Below are 19,077 nucleotides of genomic sequence, written 5' to 3'. Positions count from 1 at the left end.
TATCAATTTAACAATTGACGGTATAATAAATGAAATCTACCACCATAATCATTGATTACAAATTATGTATTCATTGATTTTTAGAGGATGAAAAACATGAACCCGTTAACCAATAGAAAGATTTTTCTAATCATTAGTCTATTACTCCTAACGCTAAACAGTATTCGAATTATCTGGATTACTTATCATAAAACACCAGACCATCCACATGCCAAGGATGGGGTAATAGATTTTCAAAATTGGAAGTTTACGAATTATCATTTGATTACCCTTGATGGAGAATGGGAATTTTATCCAAATCAATTTCTAACCCCTAGCTCTTTTGACAAACGTGCTAAAGCGGTTAACCATTTTATTACTGTTCCTGAAAAGTCGCAAAATAGTGTAGACAAGCGATCCCCATATGGTTACGGCACATATCGTCTACAGGTTTTACTCCCTAAAAGTAAAGAAAAACTCTATGGTGTGCAAATACAACGAATTGCATCAGCTTTCGACATTTACATCAGTGGTAAACTCATTGGAGGCTCGGGGAAGCCAGCAAAATATCCAAACCAATACAAACCTGAATCACTCCCCTTTTCCACTTTCTTTCAAACAGAAGCAAATACTATGGAAATTATCATACATGTAGCAAACTATGACTATCATTCTGGTGGAATCATAAAACCTATCAAATTTGGAACGGCACAAGCGATTAATCATGAAACGAATTCCTTAAAAAACCTGGAAGTTATGACCTTCATTATTTTACTTTTACACTGTGTATATGCATTTATTCTTTATATAATTGGAAATAGAAAAACAGAGTTAGTTTATTTTTCTCTAGTTCTTATTTCTTCCATGTTTGCAACCTTATTAGATGATAGTAAGCTATTACTTCATTGGTTGCCAATAAATTATGAATGGTCGATAAAGCTTAATTATATACCTTATATTTATATAAATCTTTTTGCTCTTCTATTTATTAAGCAAGTACTTTTCAACTCAAAACAAGTACTACTCTCACGTTGGATTTTAATATTATTCTGTGTTTTGTCAATTGTGCTTTTAGTATCCCCTTTTCCATATACTTTTTATATTGGACGAATCACATTAAAACTAAGCTATATTCCTTATATATATACAATCGTTTTAATTTGGAAGTCGATACGTAACGGGAAAAGAGATGCCATCTACTTATTATTATCAGTAATAAGTATGGTTAATAGTACGGTGTGGGGAGCAATAAAGGGAAAATGGCTGGAGTTAACCTATTATCCGTTTGATATCATCATTGCAGTGATTTTATTTGCTTGTTATCTATTTCGACTCCATTTGCATATTGCGAAGCAAAATGAACGTCAAGCCATAGAATTAAAAAGGGTGGATAAGATAAAAGATGAGTTTTTAGCAAATGCAGCTCATGAATTACGGAATCCACTTCATGGTATCATCAACATCGCGGAAACGATACTAACTTCAGGCTCTTTTTCCATAAAAGACAAGGAACACTTACAACTATTAGTTATGATAGGTCGTCGCATGTCCTACACATTGAATGACATCCTTGATATAACACGTTTGAAGGAACCAAACGTACAATTACAAAAACAGCGCGTTCATGTACAAACTATTACAAATGGTGTGGTAGATATGCTCCAATTTATGACCCAACGGAAACCAATAACTTTTAAGGTTGTTATACCAGAATCGTTCCCTTACGTATTTGCTGATGAAAATCGTTTGATCCAAATATTATTTAATCTGCTTCACAATGCGGTTAAATATTCAGATGAAGGGACAATTACCGTCACTGCGAGTAGAAAGAATCACATGGCAGTTATTCATATAACAGATACAGGACGGGGAATGGATAATCGTACGTTACAAAAAATCTTTCTACCGTATGAACAGGAAAACACAGATACGAATTCAGGTATTGGAGGAATTGGACTTGGGTTAAGCATATGCAAACAGCTAATTGAGCTACACGGCGGATCAATCCATGTCGAGTCTACGCCTGGTAAAGGTTCTATATTTTCTTTCACATTACCAATAGCTAAAAATACTGATCATAAAAAAGGAGAATCAGAAGTTGCTACAACCATTCATTCCCCTTCAGATACGTTAAAACCATTGGGAGACTTAAAGTCAGAAACACCTAAATTCTCTCCCTTAGAGGAGGAAGGGGATAATAAACAAAGAATTATTCTCGTCGATGACGACCCGATTAATTTACAAATCTTAACGAAAATGCTTAGTTCAGAGTTTTATATTTCGACAGCAAATTCTGGAAAGGAGGCATTAACGTTGCTTCACCAACGGGAGTGGGATTTAATCATTTCCGATGTTATGATGCCAAATATGTCTGGATACGAATTGACCAGACATATCCGTAAACAATATTCTATTTCAGAATTACCCATTCTACTACTTACTGCACGTAACGAATCAGAAGATATACACACTGCCTTTCTTTCAGGTGCAAACGATTATGTAATAAAGCCGGCAGAATCCTTAGAGCTAAAGTCACGTGTTCGAGCTTTAACGAACCTAAGAACATCTATTAAAAAACATCTTCAGATAGAAGCTGCATGGTTACAAGCGCAAATACAGCCGCACTTCTTATTTAATACGTTAAATACGATTGCATCATTAAGTGAAATTGATACGAAAAGAATGATCCACCTGCTTAATGAATTCGGAAATTACTTACAAAGAAGCTTTGATGGAAAAAACACAGAGACAACTATTCCGTTAGCAGATGAGCTTGATTTGATTCGCTCCTATTTATATATAGAGAAGGAACGATTTGGCGACAGAATAAATGTAGATTGGGATCTTGAGGAGAACAATAGCCTGATGATACCACCAATGGCTATTCAAACACTCGTTGAGAATGCGATCCATCATGGCATACTAAAACGGACTCAGGGTGGTAATGTTCGCATACAACTTATAAATCATGATGCTTTTTTTAAAGTAACTATTGCAGATGATGGTATAGGTATGGAAAAATGGAAGGCTGACAAGATTCTTAATAACCACCTTAGCACTAGTGGGGTTGGATTAGCTAATACGAATCATCGATTAATCAAAGCGTATGGACAAGGATTAGACATTACAAGCATTCCAGATAAAGGAACCACCGTAAGCTTCTGCGTACCGAAAACTCAGCCGTAAATGAGATTTGTCTCCTATTAGTCAATTGGATCGATAATCAGACCATTTCGATCACTTTATTAATTTGTAGAATACGACTGTATAATGGTATTAGGTTATCTTGTATATATGAGAAAAACCTGATGTAATTTGGATCAATCACATCAGGTTTTTTGCGCCGTATTCGTTACACTATATCACCCTATCATTCGATTTTTTTCTTCTCAACTAGAAGAGAACGCCAATGCCTGTAAAGAAGAGATTAAAACAAATATTTTTTATCATTCTGAAGGATTAATAAAGCTCATTTAATCCTTATATAACTATATACAACATTGTTCTGAACAGAAGTTTAAATACCTCGCAACCATTTTGTCAGTAATCCGTCTATCAGTAGCGATAATTAATCCTTTAAGCAATAGCATACAAGAAATTTACTTACTAACTTTCTTCCAATGATTGTACCATTGAATGGTTTCAAGACTTGGCGTTATGTTTAATTCAACTAACATATCCCTGTTTAACTGGTCAAATTGTTGGTCAACTAATTTAGGATTACCCTCCATAGCATATAATTTCATTAAGGCTACGTAAGCTTCTTCCGTACCTGGCTGTTGATTACATATATTGGTATACCAATGTATTGCTTTTTTTATATCTCCTTTTTTCTGATAAAGTTCAGCTAATTGAAACGAAAAATCAAGCCAAGTTTGCTCAAGTCGATGTCGTTCAGCCTCCGCCCACCAATAATCATATTCCTGAAGATAGGCACCTGTGTATACATTCATAATCTCCTCATATTCTTCAACCGCTTCCAAAATAAGCGGCTGTGCTGAATTAAGCCTTCTTTCCCATTCCTCAACATCAATTGTTACATCCTCTGTACGAAGAATATACCCTTCTTTCGTACTCTGGATATAAAAATGGTGGCTATACCTTTTTAACGTTTTACGCATATTATATACCGTCGTATACAACAGGGGGTATATTTTATCTAAATCACAATCGTTCCAAAATAGATCAATTAAGACTGATTTCCGAACAGGCTGTTCTCTATTTTGCAATAAATAGAGAAATAGCTCTTGTGCTCGGGCTGTCCGCCAACTTAAAGTTTCAGCTTTACCTGCTTCGTTTACAATTGTTAGCTGTCTACAAACATTTACTTGAATCTTACTCTTTTCGCCTGGAGACTCCTGTTGAGGCATAGCAAGACGTGCATTTATACGTGATACAGTTTTATGTAATCGATCCAGTTGTAAAGGTTTGACAACATAATCTAATGCGTTAATTTCAAAAGCATGTACAGCATATTGATCATAGATGGTTACAAAAACGATCGTTATATTTGGCTTGCTTTCCATTATTTGCTCAGCTAGCTGCAAACCATTTATCTCTGGTAAATGAATATCTAAAAAGACGACATCGACATGAGATCGTAAAATGCAATTCTTTGCTTGAAGAGGATCAATGAATTTATCAATAATTTGTACATTACCTATCTGATGAAGCTTCCGCTCTAGGAAATCTAATGCCAGCTGTTCATCATCGACGAGAATAGCTTTCAAAAAAAGACCTCCTTTTTCAGCCCTTTTTTTATATCTTCCGCTAACGAATAACATCCGTCAATATTTCCTGTCACCCAAGTGTGAAAATGAATCTTAATACCTACAAATCAACTTAGCAAGATAAAAAAGATAGTATTTAAGCAATAGCTCATTTATACCTTTCACTGCTAAAAAACCATTTATATCCTAAATATCTACATAATACTTTAATCCATGAGGGTCATTAATAATAGAAATCAGGTGCGTTTTAATATATCCACAGGGGGATAAAAAATGGTAACTGCTACTTTTTTAATAACACTTCACGATAATTTTAAGAGACTCAAATAACCGATATAAATCGCTAGACAAACGATATTATATCGGTATTCGAAAACTATGATAATTACATTTACACACATTATATTATTAAAAAACGATTTGGCTTAATTTATAGAGAATAACACTACAAGTGTATACCCTAAAACAGCTAAAATAACCGAACCAATGATTCCCGCAGCAAATGATTTCATACCTAATTTGCGGAAGGTTTTTATATCGACATTTAAACCGAGACCTGCCATTGCCATAGCAATAAGCAAGTAAGCGATATTAACAATTACTCCTGCAACCTCCTCGGATACAATCCCAAGGGTATTAAATCCGCTCATTGCAATAAATCCTATAATAAACCAAGGAATGATAGACATGGATAGCCTGCTTTCTGTTTGCCCACTACCTCGCTGAAAGAGATAACCAATGATGATAGCTACTGGCACTAGTAATGCCACCCGTGTTAATTTGACAATAACGGCTAAATCTACGGCATCATTCCCTCCAGCCGTAGCTGCTGCCACCACATGAGCTACTTCATGCAGTGTTGCCCCAGTGAATACACCGTAACCAGCTGGTGATAAATGTAAAGCTGTATATAAAACCGTATAAATTAATGTAAAAATCGTTCCTAATACAGCAACAGTGGCAGCACCTACTGCTGTTTCATCATCCTTCGCTTTTACTTGTGGCGCGATAGCTACAACAGCAGCCGCACCGCAAATAGCTGTTCCACATGCCGTTAAGATTCCAAGTCGTTTGCCTACACCAAACCATTTTGTTAACCCATAAACAATAAATAAAGTTACTACCAGACATATAGCAGCAATTAGAAATACGCCAATACCCGCGTTATAAATATCGGCTAAGTTTAACCGCATTCCTAATAAGATAATGCCAAAGCGCAATAATTTCTTATTCGAGAATGTCACCCCAGCCTGTAAATTTTCCCGAACACCGATAGTCGCTTTCCATACCATTCCGATAATAATTGCGATAACTAACTGTCCCATAATTGATAAGAATGGTAGCTGAGCAACATACTTTGCAATAATAGCGATAAGTAATGTAATACCTACCCCTTTCACAAAGGCATACTTATCTGCCTGATGGTTACCAATTGCTTTCCCCATTACCGACACTTCCTTTAAGTGGTTTCTACTTAAACTTTACCGAAAGTATTATTATTAGTAAAATACATATATATAATTATAACTATTAGTAATATTAATAATAAGGGGAGAAGTTTAACTTGTACTATGATGCATTGCGCACCTATGTCGCGTTAGTAGAGGAAAGGAATTTTACGAAGACAGCTGAGAAATTACATATATCACAACCTAGTGTCAGCCTGCATATAAAAAATTTAGAGAAAGAGTTCGGTACAGAATTAATCATACGTTCACCTAAATCCATGCAAATTTCGCCCACTGGAGAGGTGCTATACCACCGTGCTAAACAAATTCTAACAATCTACGAACAGACAAAGCAGGATATCATGGAACATCACCAGACTATTAAGGGCAATTTAAAAATTGGCGCCAGCTTCACCATTGGAGAATATATCATTCCCGATTTACTCGTTGAGCTTCAAGATAAATACCCTGAGCTTACTCTCGAAGTAGTCATTGGCAACACAGAAGAAATTGTCCAGCGAGTACGACTATTCCAGGTTGATATCGGTTTAATTGAAGGGCAGACGAATGATAAAGAGCTTTCTGTTTATCCATTTATGCAGGATGAATTATATGTTCTAGCTGCGACCAACCATCCACTAGCAAAGAAAGCTACCATTACGATGAAGGAACTGCATAATCAAGCCTGGGTGACCCGAGAAGAAGGCTCTGGTACAAGGGAATACCTTAATCATGTCATTCGTTCAAATGGGGTAAAAGCGAAATCGATACTTACAATAAGTAGTAATCAAGGGGTTAAAGAAAGTGTTATCAAAGGAATGGGGCTATCGCTGCTTTCGCATAGCGTAATAGAGCGAGATGTTCAACAGAACCAACTCGCTATTCTCCGACTAAACAACACAACCTTCAATCGAACATTCTCCTACGTTTATTCACCAATCATGAAAAGCAAAAAAAACGTGGAAGCATTTATCGAAGCATTAAAACAAAAATGGCCGTATACGTGAACCTTCCATCAGTGAGGTAATTTCGATCATCCCTCACTGATGGTGCATGTTCTACTATCATTACTACCCACTTTGCATAAGCTTCGATTAATCAACCATCCAAATCCAGGTAGCAGCCTTTGCTTAAAAACAATGCTACTCTGCATTTATTTTATTCTCCAATCGATATATACCTTTTCGATCTCTAAGCATACAGCCATTTCGTTTAAAGATTGCTATCATGTTCGTATTAGCTTCATCTGTACTGCCAACATAATACGTAGCATGGAATAGTTTTAACAATGATAGAGTATGAAGATGTAGTTTGGCACCATAGCCTTTTCCCCTCCATTCTGGTACAACACCAAAGTAAAACATCCTCCCTTCATCAGCTGTACCCATCTCAATGTGAGGAATAGCTATACCAAGTTTTTCATTATTAGACGTAAAATAAAAACAGTGATCACGCCAACGAGCTCCCAATTCATGGTGTAAAGATTGCATAACCTGTTCAATCGTCTGCTGTTTGTTTTTATTCGCCGAACCTGACCGACAAGCTTGATAAAGGCTAGCAAAACCTTGATCACTCATATTACTCTCTGATAGCGAATAAGCTTGTATCTCACCATCTAAAATCGGAATGTCCTCCAACGTTCTTGTATACTCGACAATTGTGGAGATTTTCGTAAAGCCAAGCTGCTTTAATTCTTGCTCGTGCACTTCATCCATCAGTACGGAAATATAACCAATGTTTCCCTCCTGCCATTCTCCTAATAGCTTTTGAAACATTTCCATATAAGCTTCTGTGGATATACCTTCCTGTTTGACTTGATCAACAAGCCAATATTCTTTTTCATTTTTAATTGTATTATACAAATTCATCTGCTTATCTCCCCAATATAATTTTTCACGATCATTGTAATAATGACGTAAATCAATATGCACTACAAGACTAGTTTCATTTACTAAAATTATCTATTAAACTACCACTATTATTCTAGTCCTTATACCTAAAAACAGCCATTTTTTAGGTAATAATTCCTGTTTTTACAATAATTAGAAGGATATTACGAATATTTCACGAAATCAGAAAATAACAACCAAAAAGGGAGAGGATATACATGAAAAGAATTTCTTCTATTGCACTTATTCTTATCTTAACACTTTTGGCAATACCCACTACAGGATTAGCTGAACAGCATCAACACCATGATCAGTCAGCAGCAACATCTACTTATATTGAAACACTACCAAAAGCGAAAGAATTTGCACCAGAACAAGGGCCAGCCAAAATTGAACAATCGACTAAAGTGAACGTATTAGATGAAAACGGTAATGTGAAAAAGGTCAAAACAACGAAGAAAACTACCTCTACAAACAAGTATAAAGAGAGGGGAGAGTTACAACCACAGGCAACAAAGACAGTAACTGTACTTGCAGTAGCCGATGAGGAGTACCGAGCAGCCTATAGCGATTGGCAAGATCGTGTCCAACAAATTATAGAGAATACAGATGATGCATTTATTCGTGATCATGGAATTGACTTTGAAGTACAAGCGGTAGCAAGCTGGACATCACAAGGTGGAAGTAGCGAACAAATTTTGGCGGATTTACAAAGAGACTGGTCTAACGAACCTTATGATTTTGTAACTGGATTTACTAAAGATGCAAACTTTGATGCGGGAGGAATTGCATACGTATATAATTCAGCTCCAGGAACAGCATATAGTGTTAACTTAGATCAAGGAATAACGAACACTTCAAAAGCTGCACAGCATGAGTTTTCCCACAACTATGGACTAGGCCATGACCCGCAGGGCAGTGGAATACGCTGTATTATGAACTATGATTACGCATATTCCGTCGACTATTGGCACCCAGAGCACCATGCACAAATTCAAAATAACAAACAATGGTATGGTCAATAATAACCAAGTTCAAAGAGGGCCGTCCTAGAAGACAGCCCTCTTCTTACTAAATGCTTCCCCTACCTCAATAATGGAGCAGCCTCTTCATGAGCTGAACCCACTTACTTTGTCTTATTTTCTAACGGATTTTAAATCTTTAGTTCCATAATAAAACACTTCAACAAGATCTCCACTAGCTACAACTCTACTTTCTGGTTTACTCGGAATATCGCAAGTGATCAGTGTAATTTCATCTTTTCCATTATCATCGATAATAAAGTAATCTTTTTCATCGACCTTTCTTACACGGTTAATGACATATTTATATACTTTATCTAGATCGGTTACATATATTACATCATGAATAGACAAACGAGCTACATCATGAAATAACAAGCCCTTTTCCTTCATTCGATGCCCTGCCAGTGCATAATTACCTTTTCCCAGATCATCATATTCCTTCATTTCGCCTGCTCCCATTAGAAGATTGTTATTATTAACTGTACTAAAAATGGGAAGTTCTAACTCGGTAGAAGGAATGAACAAATATGCAACTGGGTTCCCTGTATAATTAATATTCTTTAAAACATCATATTCAGACGGTAAGTCAATAATTTCTTCTTCCTTTTGCTTCTTCTCCCTATTATCCTTCAACGTTTCACTATCAGATTTTTTAATTTCTGCAACTACTTTATTAATTTTGTTATTCATTACGTATTCTTTTAGATATGGAGACACAAAAAAAGTTATACCAATTAAAGTAAATAAAATGATTATGAAAACTGTTACCTTTTTCATTTGCTCGATCTACTCCTTAAAAGAAGGCGGAGACAAACGTATCTTAATCTAACAAAGAGCAAACAACTATAAAGTGCAACTTCAACCAGTAGTGGTTTAGTTTATCCCCCACCGATTGTTCGGTCCACAAGGGTATGACCTAAAGGAATTGGAACCAATCGGTCATTTACTGGCAGTCCCCCCCCCTTTCACTATATTGCTTGAAGTGGGGGGATTACTGACAGTTATATGTGGGATAAATGATGGTTCGTGTAACGAAGCTACTTCGCTTTCCGTTGGGGGGCGGGTTAGCATTCTCGTGCTGACACTATGAGGTCTCGTCGTTGCCTATACTCGTGCAAGACAAGGAAGGCTTCGGCAACGATACATCACATGCAGAAAAAGCGTTCTTCAATTTCAAAGTGTCTACGTACATTCCCCAAATAGCATCATGCATTATTTGCTTTACATTAGACTGTTTTAGTTACTCCCCAACCCTCTTCTTATACAGCTGGAATATCCTAATTTGATTCATTGTTTTCTTTTTTACGTACCAACCTTGCGAGTATAACTGCTGCCGCTAGGAAAAGACTACCTAACATATAATTTATCGTGTTCGTTTTATCTCCTGTTTTTGGTAATTTTTTCGGAGCTTCTTTTGATTGCTGTTCGTTAGTACTTGCTTTCTTAGCATTGTTCTTCATGGTAACGTTTACAGTTTTGCCGGTTTCTTCTATGGCAAACTCGTAAACGGTTTGGTCAATTTCATAACCCTCTGGTGCTTCTACTTCTTGATATGTGTACTTCCCAAAAGGCAAGCCTTCCACCATTGCTAATCCTTGTTTATTCGTTGTTACCGTAGAAATATGATTCCCCTCTACATCTTTAATTTCAAACGTTGCTCCTTCTAGTGGTTCATTAGTCTTTTCATCTACTTTGTTTAGCTCAAAGTTCCCACGAATGATGTCATTTGTTATTTCAGCTGTAACTTCCCCGTTTTCTAAGACCGCAATCTCGTATATATTTTCATCAAGCACATAACCAGCTGGCGCTTCTATCTCTTGGTATGTGTATTTCCCGAAAGTTAAACCTTCTGTTATTGCCAATCCTTGTTTATTCGTTGTCATGGTAGAGACAATATTACCTTTTTCATCCTTTATTTCAAAGGTTGCTCCTTCAAGTGATTCACCTGTCCCGACATCCGTTTTATGAATAACAAGGTCTCCCTTTACAATGTCATAATTGATAGAAACACTTACATTAGCTTCCTTTGTATCTGTTTCCATCCATGTTATTCGTTGTAGCTTTTCTCCATCTACACCCTGTCCACGCTTGTCACTATCTTGGTAGCGTGGTTCATATTTATAGACATTTTCAATATCTGTAGTAGCTTTAAAAGCTAGTTCAATTTTCCCTTTTTCCTCAATATCCTTTGCGTTCAAACGAATCTTAAACGCATTCCCATCTAATATATAATCATCCGTTACAGTATTACCTTCAAGATCAACAAAATATGCGTTGTAAAGGTTTTTCTTTGTAAAAACCACTTTAGCATTTTGATTATTGACTTTTAGCTGTAAAACATCTGATTCGAAATATGTTCCATTCTGTACAAGTTTGTTTGCTTGCCCTTCAAGTTTAATATGTAAATCTTCTTCTGCTGGAACATCAAGTAAATTGTTCTCAATATAATCCACGTGTTTCTCAATAATTTTATATAATTCCTCAGAAATCTCATGATCTATCTCACCACGAGTGTGTTTAATTAAAGAATCGATCGTAATATTTTTACTATTCATATCATGAGAGACAATGTACAGCGCTACTTGAGAAACATAATAACGTTGATCTTCTGTCAGCTTTTTCCCGTTGATTGTATAATCATTCGTAATATCTTGGTCGTTGCCATATGCATAGACCATAGCAGTGTATTCTTCTTTAGTTAAACGTTCAGATGTCTTCTTATACTCGTTTCCTCCATCCTTTTCTAACAATGGAGAATCTAAATCCCAATTCAGGCAATAAACAATAACACCATTTTCATCAACTTTGAAGCGCGTACCCAGAATCGCACCACCAAGTGGATTATTTTCTGTTATTCGATCAACATAGCCAATAGATGGTGGTCTGCCATCATCATATGTAATATTACCTCTGTCTAAACTAAAAAACGTTTTGTATCTCGGAGAATCATTTGCACTAGCAGTATCGATTAAAAAAATAGTGGTATAAAGCAAGCTTAAAATTAATGTGAGAATTACTGTAATTGTAATAAATTTGCTTGATTTTAATACATTCAATTTTTACAATCCCCCTGAGGTGTATTTTTAGCTGCAATCTAAGATAATTACTTAAAATTACCTCCTCACTTACCGAAATAAAATTAAACATACTCATTGAAAGTCTGGATTGTCTCATCTATATTTATAGATAAATATAAACAATCAAACCCAACACGACATATAATGTCGTTTATTGCTTACATTTTACCTGACGTTATATGTCGCGTCAATGCGAAAAAGGAGAACACATCTATGAATATTGGAAGTAAATTGAAGAACATCCGAGAAGAAAACAATTTGAAACAAACGGATCTAGCTAAAGTATTAAACGTTAGCACCAGACAAGTTCAACGTTATGAAGCAAACCATAGCATACCTAGTATCCAAAAATTACAATTACTTTCAGAATATTTCAGCGTCGGCATTGACTACTTTACAAAGCAATAACATAAAGTGAAACTTCAATCAGAGGGGATTTTGTTTATCCCCAACTGATTGCTCATACCACAAGGGTATAACCTAATGGCCTTTGAACCCATTGGACATTTACTGAGGAATAGTATTTGGTTTTTATGTTTATTTGTTTTTGTTAGGAAAGATAGCATTTTCTCTATTATGTCGTCTTTTACAATTTTAATAATGTTTTTTTGGCTGCCCTAATTTTAGAATTAGAAATAAATAGGTTACCAGTATTGATAACCCATTTATATTAGTATATATCGCAAGCATATATTTTTTGTTTCCCATTTCTTCTAAACAACATCCAGAACTTAAAAACTATTATTCTATGGTTAATTACATCTTCTCCGTAGATAACCATAATCTACGAATCCTTATGCATAAAATCTTCTTCCATAATCCTTCTATTCTATAGGATAATAACTATACATTACTCCAATCACAATCTTCCTTAAACTCGAAAAGTCTGTACGAAGCATATTTCATTATCAATCACTTGCTTCTTTTCTTCAAAGTTGATATTTAGCTTCTGATAAGCCTTTCTCCAAAATGAAACAGCAGGTTTATTCTTAGCTAATTCAGCTACAACGTATTTCCCTCTTTTCTGCTTAAACAGCTCCTTTAATAGCAAAATTGTAATTCCTTTACCTCTAAACTTCCTTAACATAAAAATATCATTAATACTATAATCATATCCTTTCTTTAAAAAAGGCCTTTCTAATAGGAGTAAGAACCCAACAATTTTTTCCCTGTCTTTAAGGAAATATGGTGCTAAGCCATCCGTCTCCCAGATCAAATCAAAAGAATCATATGCAAATGAACCATTTTCCGATATGTCTAAATCATTTGTAAAGCTAGAAAGATCATGTAAATAGAGAGAATATAAATTATAAAGAATTTGCTTTTCTTCTTGAGGTGTTAGCGATAATGACACCAATGTTTTTGCTCCTCTCTTAAGTAATTGTGTTTCTTAGTATTTTCTCACAAAATCATGTTTTTCCTTCTTAAATGTATATTCATACAACCACTCCCCCCTTGAAATTCCGAGAGCCTGTTTTTCATTTTACTAAAGCAATCTCTTTATCTCCTACATATACTGATGAAACGAATGATCATAAGTTATAAAGGAGAATTAGACTAGTGGATTATACACACTCTCGATTTTTTCGTATTACTGATCCTTCCTCTCGCGAATTTATCTTCCCACTGCCAAATACTTGGGAAACTAGATTTTATGAATATGAATGGGTAAAACAGTTTGCTCATGAAAAAGATACGGTACTAGATGCAGCATGTGGGATTGCCCATCCATTAAAATTCTATTTGGCAAACGTATGTCGATCCGTCTATGCATGCGATATAGACCAGCGCATTTTATCAAAAGAAGCCATCCTGCATGATGCAGTGTCAACTTATCCGCGGAACGTGGAACAACAGGAGATAGATGCTTTTCTTCAAAATATAGACATCCAATGCTGTTCATTGACCCAGCTTCCCTATGAGGATAAACTTTTTGATAAGGTCTTCTGCATCTCCGTATTAGAGCACCTAAGCCAAGAAGATAGTATTAAATCCTTTTTAGAACTTAAACGCGTATTAAAGGACGACGGTCAAATGATCTTTACCTTCGATTATCCGACGATCTCCATCGAGACACTTACTAAAATTATCGATATCACCGGGCTAACATTTTATGATCACTATACTTTATCTAAACCTGACGATGCGATTGTTTCTAGAATTTGGCAGGAGTTAAATTGCTTTAGAGCCGTATTAAAGAAAGTGTAGCTGTTTCAAATTAGGTTCTCATCATGAACACATGCCATTATTGATTGTTCGTGAATAATGATCTGCTGCCAACTCGATAAAATCGATTCGCGGCAGATCAAAGACTTATGCACTAATAAAATATCACCCTATTTTCTCCCTCCTTCCGGATGATTATGTTTAAATTGCTTAGGGGTCATCCCATGTTTTTTAAAAACCTTAACAAAATAACTTTGGTCTGTAAAATTTAGCCAATTGGCTATGTCAGAAACGGCGTAAGTAGTTAATATAATTAGTTTTTTCGCTTCGTCGATTCGCTGCTTCTGGATATACGCACGAATCGACATCCCTACTTCCTTTTTAAACATTGACGATAGGTAATTTGAACTTAAATGACAAAGCCTAGACAAATTCACTAGCGAGATATCATTATAAAGATTGTTATAAATATAGTGCAGACAAGCTGTTATTGGTGCAGAATGTTTTTGTTTATGTAATTGGTGTACGCGTTTCGTATAATCGTATATAGCTTCTTTCACTAAGTTCAATATTTCTTGCAAGCTTCTTAATTCTTCAAGCTGTTGGATATAGAAGTCACTTAAAGTAAAAGCTGCTTCCTCATTTAGTCCTCCCTTTATGGCAGCCCTGCAAACAAGTGCGATTGCTGTTATCATTAAATTTTTCTCACTTTGTAATCGGCTTCGCTTAGACAAAATACCCAACGCCGCTTCTCCGACAATCGAGTAATCGGTGACGTCAGCTAGCTTGTCAATGCGACCATTAGTTATATGTTCCAATAATACGCGCTCGTAGTAAAGTTAGAATGAAAAATAAAATCCCTTCTACCTTTCGAAAGCTCAAGATCTGCATTTTCTATTTGCATATCTTTTGGTTCCAATATGCTATTTTGTTGTTTAACCAATGTTTTTTCTAATCGCTTTTGATAAATCATATAATAAACTTCTTTGCTAATCACTAATAATTGCTCCCTCGATATAACAGCAACAGTTCTGTAATAATCAATCAGGTTTCTTTTATTTTCGTACCCTTTAAAAAGATCCATTATCTGTGTTATTTGTTTTTCGGACATTTCTGTTTCTATGGTAGGACCAACAATAATTTTTCCCAAAGAAACATTCTCCTGATGAACCTTGATCATAAAAAAATGTAAGAAGGAATTGGAAAAAAACAGAGGGGAATCCGCTAGGTTACCTGAACCGCAGAAAATACTTAATTGTTCTTTTATTGGACGATAAAATGGATTTTTTTGTAGTTCTGCTTTCGTAAATTCGTATTCAAGATCCCCGTTTGCATTGACATAATACACTGGTATTTGGTGGGCTTCCGAGATAAGCTGACACGTATATTTCACATCTCTTTTAAAGATTTCATAATTACTTCCTCATTTCATACGTAAGCGCTTATATTTTTAGTCTTTATAAGAGAAAAATACTATTTTTCTTACGTAAATACAATCTTTGATGATATACATCGTCTAAAATAATAGTTGAAGATCTATTAAAGGGGGAAATAAGGATGGAATTAGCACACAAAGTTGCTGTAATTACTGGTGCTGGCAGTGGTATTGGTAGAGCAAGTAGTCTAAAGCTAGCTAATCACGGTGCAAAGGTTGTACTAGTTGACTTTAACCAAGAAACAGGGAATGAAACCTTAAAACTTGTACAAGAACAGGGTGGAGAAGGTATTTTCGTCCAAGCAGATGTTTCCAAAAACGAAGATGTACAGAATTATGTTAATCAGGCTATGGAAGTATACGGACGTATTGATATATTTTTTAATAATGCAGGGATTATCCAAAAGTTTGCTCCTTTTACAAAGGTAGAAGAAGCAGAGTATGATCGCATTATGTCGGTTAATGTAAAAGGTGTATTTCTCGGATTACAATATGTATTAAAGGTAATGGAAAAACAGGGAAGTGGCTCGATCATTAATACTGCTTCTACAGCTGGTGTTCGTCCAGAGCACAGTGTGGCTGTTTATTCTGCTAGCAAGCATGCCGTCATTGGTCTAACGATAGGTGCTGCATTAGAATATGCTAATAAAGGAATTCGAATCAATGGTATTTGCCCAGGTGGTGTACAAACAGCGCTAACAGCTAGTGTTGCAGATCAGTTCGAAAAAGATGGTTACGTTCCTGAGGAAATATCAAATATGAGAATGGGGCGTTATGCTGAACCAAATGAGCTTGCCGAAATGGTTACCTTCTTAGCATCTGATAAAGCAAGCTATATGACTGACTCCATTGTTGTTGTCGATGGTGGATTAACATTATAAGCCTATCTTTAAGGCCTACGACTCTCTCCTTTACGCAAACAGCTTGTACACTAAATCGCTAAAGGAGAGTGTTTTTTTATGGTAAATAGACACTAAAAATTTCTTAAATAAACAACTTGCAGCAACTATAACTATTTAAACAGATCCATGTAGTCTACTTCTATATGTTTTTTGTTTAAGTATAACTCCAGTAAAGAACAACCCTACCAGTAGCAATATGAACTTAATACTAATTAATGGAATAATAAAAATAATGCTATAGGAAAGAGATAGCCACAAGAACAAAATGCTTACTATTTTCACTTTTAATGGTATACCTTTACCTGAACGATAATTTTGGATATAAGGTCCAAAAAGCCTGTTCGCCAATAGCCAATGATACAATTTCAGTGAACCTTTAGCGTAGCATGCTGCAGATAGTAAAAGGAATGGGGTTGTTGGAAGAATTGGAACAACAATGCCTAACACCCCTAATCCGAGTGAAAAAGTTCCACATATATTAAGCAATAATTTTGTCATGTTTACACCAACTTATAATTATTCGTAGATATGAACTAGTTATCCTAGTAACTTAACATTCAACATCCATCAGAGGGGGAGCCTCTACCAATGGCTAGTTAAACTAATCGAGCTCTTATGGGCAATTAATCCCTCCACATTCAGGTAGTTAACGATGCGATTTCTTTTAAACTGTTAAGTCAGCTTAAAAGATGAAGGGAATAAAATCCTTTTCTGAAAGTAACCTACCATAAAATTCTTAAGGAGGCTCAGGTCCGCTTAACTCATGCCTCATTTTTTACTTTTACACTCATTATTCTTGTTTTATTCGGACCATTAGTAACATGTAAAAGGAGATGATAACTATCGAGATCACCCATAGCCATGCCAATTCGATATTCCCTGAATCAAGCGCTATATAAATTGCCATAGGAATGGTCTGTGTTACTCCTGGAATATTACCAGCAAACATTAACGTCGCGCCAAATTCGCCTAAGGCACGCGCAAAGCTTAATATACTCCCTGATACCAGAGAGCGGAAAGCCAACGGAATGGAAATCAGAAAGAAAATCTTCCATTCATTTGCTCCGTCTACCCTTGCTGCTTCCTCAATACTAAGATCGATCCCTTGAAAGCCCGTTTTGGCAGACTGATACACAAGTGGGAAGGCAACAACTGCAGAAGCTATAACAGCAGCCCACCATGTAAATATAAGGGGTTGCTTAAACAGCCATTCAGTAGCCTGTCCAACTATGCTATTCTTTCCAAATAGGATGATTAGCAAAAATCCGACGACCGTGGGAGGTAGAACCATTGGAAGCATAATGATGGTTTCTAATAATGCTTTTCCTTTAAACGTCTTTCTGGCCAAAAATCGTCCTACTATTGTCCCGATTAAAATAACTACAACACCAGATATGGCCGTCACCTTTATAGACAACCATATTGGACTCAAAAATTTTTGCATAACTACCTCATTTTGTAGTAAATCCATATTCCTCAAATACCTTCAATGCCTTGTTGGTTTGTAAATAATTATAAAAATCTTTTGCTGCTTTGTTATCTTTTGAAGTCTTGATGATTCCAATTGGATAAGTAATAGGGGAATGTGTCTCTGAATTGGCTTTTGAGACAATATTCACTTTATTAGAAACGATAGCATCTGTTTTATATACCATTCCAGCATCAACATTACCCGTTTCAACATAAGACAATACTTGCCGAACGTCTTTTGCATAAACTATTTTTGATTCTATATCTTTCCATATATTCATCTCTTTTAAAGATTCCTTGGCATAATTCCCAGCTGGCACGGATTCAGGTATACCTATGGAAATTTTACCTACTTCTTTCTTTACAAGATCTTGAAAGCTTGTAATAGTAGACCTTTTAATTTTGGGAACAACCAATACAAGTTCATTCCCAAGAAGATCTACGCCATCTTCTTTTGCAATTTTTCCTTCATCGATTAATCGATCAAATTTATCTACTGCTGCTGAGAAAAAAATATCCACCGGTGCTCCTTGAGAGATCTGACGTTGCAGAGAACCAGACCCTCCAAAATTAATTTTTAAATCCACCTCTGGATGCGCTTCTTGATAGGTATGTTGAATAACTTCCATTCCATCCCTCAAACTTGCTGCTGCTGAGGCAGTTAACTCAACATTTCCCTTCTTATCTGAAGATGGACCTGTACTCTGTTTATTGGAACACGCCGTAATAATCATAAGAATAAGAATAAGCGTAATGCCTAACGTAATCCTTTTCATGCTTCCACCTCTATTCTATAGATAATAATCTATAATCTTTCATACTACTTAGCAATGACTTTCATCACATTATTTAAAAATCACTCATAATAAAGTGAAACTTCAATCAGTAGGGGGCTTAAGACTTTGATCATTTTTACCTGTTGCTTCTATAATCACATCAATATATAGTGACTTCAA

General features: G+C 35.7%; 17 protein-coding genes. 6 read left to right on the top strand and 11 right to left on the bottom strand.

The features are described 5' to 3' along the window. The first annotated feature begins 96 nt into the window (after positions 1 to 96). Entirely contained in the window at positions 97 to 3,165 is a 3,069-nt protein-coding gene (locus JUJ52_RS05380; protein ID WP_205389250.1) for a hybrid sensor histidine kinase/response regulator, read from the top strand. A gap of 413 nt (positions 3,166 to 3,578) precedes the next feature. Here JUJ52_RS05380 and JUJ52_RS05375 read toward each other — a convergent pair whose 3' ends face one another. Both JUJ52_RS05375 and JUJ52_RS05370 read right to left on the bottom strand, forming a co-directional pair. Next, on the bottom strand, positions 3,579 to 4,709 hold the full coding sequence (locus JUJ52_RS05375) for a response regulator (RefSeq protein ID WP_162986323.1): 1,131 nt from the start codon (positions 4,707 to 4,709) through the stop codon (positions 3,579 to 3,581). A 425-nt stretch (positions 4,710 to 5,134) separates the two neighbouring features. Beyond that, complete coding sequence (locus JUJ52_RS05370; protein ID WP_121604106.1) at positions 5,135 to 6,154, bottom strand: YeiH family protein; 1,020 nt, start codon at positions 6,152 to 6,154, stop codon at positions 5,135 to 5,137. Positions 6,155 to 6,273: 119 nt separating this feature from the next. Here JUJ52_RS05370 and JUJ52_RS05365 point away from each other — a divergent pair, with 119 nt between their 5' ends. Beyond that, entirely contained in the window at positions 6,274 to 7,164 is an 891-nt protein-coding gene (locus JUJ52_RS05365; RefSeq protein ID WP_026682323.1) for a LysR family transcriptional regulator, read from the top strand. 135 nt (positions 7,165 to 7,299) lie between these two features. Here JUJ52_RS05365 and JUJ52_RS05360 read toward each other — a convergent pair whose 3' ends face one another. Then, a complete protein-coding gene (locus JUJ52_RS05360; protein WP_205389252.1) occupies positions 7,300 to 8,025 on the bottom strand; it encodes a GNAT family N-acetyltransferase in 726 nt (241 codons plus the stop codon). 239 nt (positions 8,026 to 8,264) lie between these two features. Here JUJ52_RS05360 and JUJ52_RS05355 point away from each other — a divergent pair, with 239 nt between their 5' ends. Continuing rightward, complete coding sequence (locus JUJ52_RS05355) at positions 8,265 to 9,071, top strand: zinc-dependent metalloprotease (RefSeq protein WP_121604108.1); 807 nt, start codon at positions 8,265 to 8,267, stop codon at positions 9,069 to 9,071. A 111-nt stretch (positions 9,072 to 9,182) separates the two neighbouring features. On the opposite strand, the gene JUJ52_RS05350 is transcribed toward JUJ52_RS05355, so the two are convergent. Then, positions 9,183 to 9,848: a class A sortase gene (locus tag JUJ52_RS05350; protein ID WP_205389260.1), complete on the bottom strand. Its 666-nt coding sequence runs from the start codon at positions 9,846 to 9,848 to the stop codon at positions 9,183 to 9,185. A gap of 500 nt (positions 9,849 to 10,348) precedes the next feature. After that, positions 10,349 to 12,127 carry an LPXTG cell wall anchor domain-containing protein gene (locus JUJ52_RS05345; protein ID WP_121604110.1) on the bottom strand — a complete coding sequence of 593 codons (1,779 nt, stop codon included), beginning with the start codon at positions 12,125 to 12,127 and terminating at the stop codon, positions 10,349 to 10,351. Positions 12,128 to 12,361: 234 nt separating this feature from the next. Here JUJ52_RS05345 and JUJ52_RS05340 point away from each other — a divergent pair, with 234 nt between their 5' ends. Next, positions 12,362 to 12,556, top strand: coding sequence for a helix-turn-helix domain-containing protein (locus tag JUJ52_RS05340; RefSeq protein ID WP_162986324.1), 195 nt, complete (start codon positions 12,362 to 12,364; stop codon positions 12,554 to 12,556). Positions 12,557 to 13,019: 463 nt separating this feature from the next. Here the strand turns inward: JUJ52_RS05340 and JUJ52_RS05335 are convergent, their stop codons facing one another. After that, complete coding sequence (locus JUJ52_RS05335) at positions 13,020 to 13,505, bottom strand: GNAT family N-acetyltransferase (protein ID WP_205389265.1); 486 nt, start codon at positions 13,503 to 13,505, stop codon at positions 13,020 to 13,022. 203 nt (positions 13,506 to 13,708) lie between these two features. Between JUJ52_RS05335 and JUJ52_RS05330 the strand changes: the two genes are divergently transcribed. Further along, on the top strand, positions 13,709 to 14,356 hold the full coding sequence (locus JUJ52_RS05330; protein WP_121604113.1) for a class I SAM-dependent methyltransferase: 648 nt from the start codon (positions 13,709 to 13,711) through the stop codon (positions 14,354 to 14,356). A 128-nt stretch (positions 14,357 to 14,484) separates the two neighbouring features. Here the strand turns inward: JUJ52_RS05330 and JUJ52_RS05325 are convergent, their stop codons facing one another. Both JUJ52_RS05325 and JUJ52_RS05320 read right to left on the bottom strand, forming a co-directional pair. Then, positions 14,485 to 15,132 (bottom strand): AraC family transcriptional regulator, encoded by a 648-nt coding sequence (locus tag JUJ52_RS05325; RefSeq protein ID WP_226983575.1) that lies wholly within the window; start codon positions 15,130 to 15,132, stop codon positions 14,485 to 14,487. After that, positions 15,120 to 15,464 carry a hypothetical protein gene (locus JUJ52_RS05320; RefSeq protein ID WP_226983576.1) on the bottom strand — a complete coding sequence of 115 codons (345 nt, stop codon included), beginning with the start codon at positions 15,462 to 15,464 and terminating at the stop codon, positions 15,120 to 15,122. Before JUJ52_RS05320 ends, JUJ52_RS05325 begins: the two co-directional genes overlap by 13 nt. Before the next feature lie 407 nt (positions 15,465 to 15,871). On the opposite strand from JUJ52_RS05320, the gene JUJ52_RS05315 reads away from it, so the two are divergent. Next, on the top strand, positions 15,872 to 16,630 hold the full coding sequence (locus JUJ52_RS05315) for an SDR family NAD(P)-dependent oxidoreductase (protein ID WP_228088845.1): 759 nt from the start codon (positions 15,872 to 15,874) through the stop codon (positions 16,628 to 16,630). 135 nt (positions 16,631 to 16,765) lie between these two features. Here JUJ52_RS05315 and JUJ52_RS05310 read toward each other — a convergent pair whose 3' ends face one another. The 3 genes from JUJ52_RS05310 to modA all read right to left on the bottom strand — a co-directional run bounded on the left by JUJ52_RS05310 (position 16,766) and on the right by modA (position 18,897). Further along, entirely contained in the window at positions 16,766 to 17,149 is a 384-nt protein-coding gene (locus tag JUJ52_RS05310) for a YbaN family protein (protein WP_205389267.1), read from the bottom strand. Positions 17,150 to 17,441: 292 nt separating this feature from the next. Then, positions 17,442 to 18,122 (bottom strand): molybdate ABC transporter permease subunit, encoded by a 681-nt coding sequence (gene modB / locus JUJ52_RS05305; protein WP_205389269.1) that lies wholly within the window; start codon positions 18,120 to 18,122, stop codon positions 17,442 to 17,444. Beyond that, positions 18,103 to 18,897 carry a molybdate ABC transporter substrate-binding protein gene (modA, locus tag JUJ52_RS05300; protein ID WP_205389270.1) on the bottom strand — a complete coding sequence of 265 codons (795 nt, stop codon included), beginning with the start codon at positions 18,895 to 18,897 and terminating at the stop codon, positions 18,103 to 18,105. The genes modB and modA overlap by 20 nt, the downstream gene beginning before the upstream one ends. Positions 18,898 to 19,077 lie beyond the last annotated feature (180 nt).

This window comes from Virgibacillus sp. AGTR (assembly GCF_016919725.2).
GTDB lineage: Bacteria > Bacillota > Bacilli > Bacillales > Amphibacillaceae > Virgibacillus > Virgibacillus salarius.
This window is presented reverse-complemented; position numbering and strand designations above follow the sequence as displayed.

Excerpts from the sequence above, each read along its gene's own strand:
- JUJ52_RS05340 (WP_162986324.1), top strand. The coding sequence starts at position 12,362 with ATGAATATTGGAAGTAAATTGAAGAACATCCGAGAAGAAAACAATTTG.
- JUJ52_RS05310 (WP_205389267.1), bottom strand. The coding sequence starts at position 17,149 with ATGACAAAATTATTGCTTAATATATGTGGAACTTTTTCACTCGGATTA.
- modB (WP_205389269.1), bottom strand. The coding sequence starts at position 18,122 with ATGGATTTACTACAAAATGAGGTAGTTATGCAAAAATTTTTGAGTCCA.
- modA (WP_205389270.1), bottom strand. The coding sequence starts at position 18,897 with ATGAAAAGGATTACGTTAGGCATTACGCTTATTCTTATTCTTATGATT.
- JUJ52_RS05315 (WP_228088845.1), top strand. The coding sequence starts at position 15,872 with ATGGAATTAGCACACAAAGTTGCTGTAATTACTGGTGCTGGCAGTGGT.
- JUJ52_RS05380 (WP_205389250.1), top strand. The coding sequence starts at position 97 with ATGAACCCGTTAACCAATAGAAAGATTTTTCTAATCATTAGTCTATTA.
- JUJ52_RS05355 (WP_121604108.1), top strand. The coding sequence starts at position 8,265 with ATGAAAAGAATTTCTTCTATTGCACTTATTCTTATCTTAACACTTTTG.
- JUJ52_RS05350 (WP_205389260.1), bottom strand. The coding sequence starts at position 9,848 with ATGAAAAAGGTAACAGTTTTCATAATCATTTTATTTACTTTAATTGGT.
- JUJ52_RS05370 (WP_121604106.1), bottom strand. The coding sequence starts at position 6,154 with ATGGGGAAAGCAATTGGTAACCATCAGGCAGATAAGTATGCCTTTGTG.
- JUJ52_RS05360 (WP_205389252.1), bottom strand. The coding sequence starts at position 8,025 with ATGAATTTGTATAATACAATTAAAAATGAAAAAGAATATTGGCTTGTT.